At 75.0% G+C, this 3269-nt stretch carries 5 protein-coding genes; 3 read left to right on the top strand and 2 right to left on the bottom strand.

The annotated features are described in order from the left end of the window. Both L2I40_RS20970 and aroA read right to left on the bottom strand, forming a co-directional pair. Window positions 1-137, bottom strand: a 137-nt coding sequence (locus L2I40_RS20970; RefSeq protein WP_237217113.1) for a (d)CMP kinase, incomplete at its 3' end; no start/stop codon positions are given. Window positions 138-294: 157 nt separating this feature from the next. Continuing rightward, window positions 295-1641, bottom strand: coding sequence for a 3-phosphoshikimate 1-carboxyvinyltransferase (gene aroA, locus L2I40_RS20965; protein ID WP_237217112.1), 1347 nt, complete (start codon window positions 1639-1641; stop codon window positions 295-297). Between the two features lie 177 nt (window positions 1642-1818). On the opposite strand from aroA, the gene L2I40_RS20960 reads away from it, so the two are divergent. The 3 genes from L2I40_RS20960 to L2I40_RS20950 form a co-directional block, all read left to right on the top strand. After that, entirely contained in the window at window positions 1819-2142 is a 324-nt protein-coding gene (locus L2I40_RS20960; protein WP_237217111.1) for a TIGR02300 family protein, read from the top strand. Between the two features lie 180 nt (window positions 2143-2322). Beyond that, window positions 2323-3015, top strand: coding sequence for an AzlC family ABC transporter permease (locus L2I40_RS20955; RefSeq protein WP_237217110.1), 693 nt, complete (start codon window positions 2323-2325; stop codon window positions 3013-3015). Beyond that, window positions 3012-3269: hypothetical protein (locus L2I40_RS20950; protein WP_237217109.1), on the top strand; the 258-nt coding region annotated here is incomplete at its 3' end. The genes L2I40_RS20955 and L2I40_RS20950, both read left to right, overlap by 4 nt.

The following is a 3269-nucleotide window of genomic DNA, read 5'->3' as shown; positions in this document are numbered from 1 at the left end:
TGGGCCAGCTCAACCGCACGGTAGAGCAGGCCGGTGTGGAGATAGGGCAGGCCGAGCGTGGCGGCGAGGCGACGTGCGAGCCTGCCCTTGCCGGCCGCCGCCGGGCCGTCCACGGCCACCACGCGGGGCGCGGTCATGCCGTCGGGCCCGGCCCGGTGTTCCGATGGCGGCCGGCGGTCTTCCCGCCGGACGAGCGGCCGAACGGCCGCCGCGGCACGTGCCGCGCAGCCAAGCCTCGCGGAGGCGAGGCGCCGGCGCCTGAGGGCGTTTTCGTGCCAACGAAAACGCACATGCTCATAGCGCGGCCAGCGCCTCTCCGCCGGCCAGCCGGTTCATCAGCTCGGAAAAGCCCGGGAAAGACGTCTCGATGAAGGCGGCGTCGTCCACCGCGACCGACGCCCGCGCGGCCATCCCCATCACCAGCGCGCTCATCGCGATGCGGTGGTCCATGTGGGTCACGACCGAGCCGCCGCCTTTCGGCGGGCCACCCGCGCCTTCAACCACCAGATCGTCGCCTTCGATCGCGACGCGCACGCCGTTCGCCTCCAGCGCCGCGGCGGTCGCGGCCAGGCGGTCGCTCTCCTTCACCCGCAGCTCCTGCAGCCCGCGCATCCGGGTGGTGCCCGACGCCGCGGCCGCCGCGACGGCGAGGATCGGATACTCGTCGATCATCGACGGCGCACGCTCCGCCGGCACGTCCACGCCGCGCAGCGACGAGGCGCGGATGCGCAGGTCGGCGACCGGCTCGCCGCCCTCCACCCGCTCCTCCAGCCGAACGATGTCGGCGCCCATCTCCATCAGCGTGGCGAAGAGCCCGGCGCGCAGCGGGTTCATGCCGACGCCGCACAGCACGACCTCCGACCCCGGCACCAGCAGCGCGGCCACGGCCGGGAAGGCAGCGGAGGAGGGATCGGCCGGCACCACGACGGGTGCGGCCACCAGCTCCGGCTGCCCGGTCAGCTCGATGATCCGGGCATGGCCCTCGGCGGCCACCTGCACCGTCGCGCCGAAATGGCGCAGCATGTTCTCGGTGTGGTCGCGCGTCGCCTCGCGCTCCACCACCCGTGTGATCCCCCGCGCGCAGAGACCCGCCAGCAGACAGGCCGACTTCACCTGCGCCGAGGGCACCGGCACGACGTAGTCGAGCGGCAGCGGATCCGCCGCCCCCTCCACCGCCAGCGGCAGCCGCCCGCCGGCCCGCGTCGCGAAGCGCGCGCCGGTGGCGCTCAGCGGCTCCGTCACGCGCTTCATCGGACGCTTCCGGAGGGACGCGTCGCCGGTCATCACGGCGAAGATCGGATGGCCCGCCAGCAGCCCGCAGAGCAGCCGCGCCGCGGTGCCGGAATTGCCCATGTCGAGCACGTCCTCGGGCTCCACCAGCCCGCCGATGCCGCGGCCGGCGACGCGCCAGTGCCCGCCGCCCAGATCGGCCACCTCGGCGCCGAGCAGCCGCATCGCGGCGGCGGTGCGGAGCACGTCCTCGCCTTCCAGCAGGCCGGTGATGTCGGTGGTGCCGACCGCGAGGGCGCCGAACATCAGCGCGCGATGGCTGATGGACTTGTCGCCGGGCACCCGTGCCTCCCCCGTCAGGGGCCGCGCCGGGGCGCGGGCGATCAGGGGACGAGGCGCGGAACCGTGCATGGGCCGGGCGTTTGACATGGGGGGCGCGAAGTGGCAATCGCGCGTGCCTTTTTTGCCGCACGACGCGTAGCCGAATCACTCGTTGCCGCGCGGTGCGGTGCCGCAACGCCCTGTGCCGCACGCCGCGGAGCCGCCACACCAACCCTCCGCGCCGCGCGGATGATCGAGAGACCCGGAATGGCCAAGCCTGAACTCGGACTGAAGCGCGTCTGCGTCTCCTGCGGGACGAAGTTCTACGACATGGCGCGCGCCCCGGCGGTGTGCCCGAAATGCGGCACCGAGCAGCCGGCGGAGCAGCCGAAGCTGAAGCGCGCCCCGGCCCCGGTGGACGACCGCCTGAAGAAGCGCCCCGTCCCGGCGGAGGCCGATGGCGACGACATCGTGGAGGTCGAGGGCGACGAGGCGGACGAGGCGATCGAGGACGCGGAGGAGCTCGAGGACGCCGACGAGACGCTCGGCGAGGACATCGAGGTCGGCGGCGACCGCGAGGAAGAGACCTGAACTCCCCACGACGTTGCTGCGCGTCGCGCCCGCGGCGCTTTGCGCAGCACCGCCGCGGGGGCCCCGGATTTGCGCTGATCCTGGCGTGACGGCGCATCCTTTCGCGGGAAACCCGCGAAAAGGCGACCGGGGGCTTCCGGCGGGGCTGACGTCCACGACCCCTGCGGGCAGCATCGAGGGGTGGCGAGTTCTCCCTTCCGCGCCGGCCTGACCGAGGCCCTCGGCGCGCCGGCGCTGGCGATGGGCGCCACCTTCCTGGCCTTTGGCGCCGCGGTCGCCGAGGCCGGGCTGCCGCTGGCCTGGGCGCTGCTCTGCTCCGGCGCGGTCTACGGCATGGCCGGGCAACTCGTGCTGCTCGGCGTCGCCACCACGCCGGGCGGCGGCGCGATCCCGGCGGCCGTCGCCGCCACCGCGGCCAATGCGCGCTTCCTGCCGATGTCGGTCGCCATCGCCCCGCTGCTGGGGCGCGGACGGCTTCTCGCGCTGCCCTTCGTCGCGATCACGCCCTGGGCCGCCGGCATGCGCCGCCTGCCCGCCCTGCCCGCGCCGGCGCGACTGCCCTGGTTCCTGGGCTTCGCCATCGCGTCCTGGAGCATCGCGATGGCCACGACGGCGGCCGGGCATGTGCTGGCGCCGCACCTGCCGCCGGCGCTGCGCGCCGCGCTGCTCTTCGCCAACCCGCTCTACTTCGCGCTGCTGCTGGCCGAGGATCTCGGTCGGCCCGGCATGCGGCCGGCGATCCTCGGCGGCGCGGCGGCGGCGCCGATCGTGCTCTGGCTCGGCCCGGCCTGGGGCCTTCTCGCGGCCGGGCTGGCCGGCGGGACGGCGGCCTTCCTGTGGTCGCGTCCGGCGAAGGCCGGCAAGACACGATGACGACGCCCGATCTCGCGCTGCTGCTGACCATCCTCGCGGGCGTCGCGCTGCGCGGGGCGGGGCTCGCACTCGGCGGCGCGCTGCGGCCGGATCATCCCGTCATCGCCTGGGCTGGCGCGGTCTCTGTCGCGACTCTCTCCGCCTTCGTGCTGCTCGCCGTCGTCGCGCCGACCGGCGCGCTGGCCACCGTGCCCTGGCCGGCGCGCTGCGCCGGCGTGGTGGCCGCCGGCCTCGGCTGGCTCGGCTTCCGCGGG

The sequence above is a fragment of the Falsiroseomonas oryziterrae genome (assembly GCF_021864505.1).
Classification (GTDB): domain Bacteria; phylum Pseudomonadota; class Alphaproteobacteria; order Acetobacterales; family Acetobacteraceae; genus Falsiroseomonas; species Falsiroseomonas oryziterrae.
Note: the sequence above shows the minus strand (reverse complement) of the source record. Positions and strands in the feature narration are given on the sequence as shown.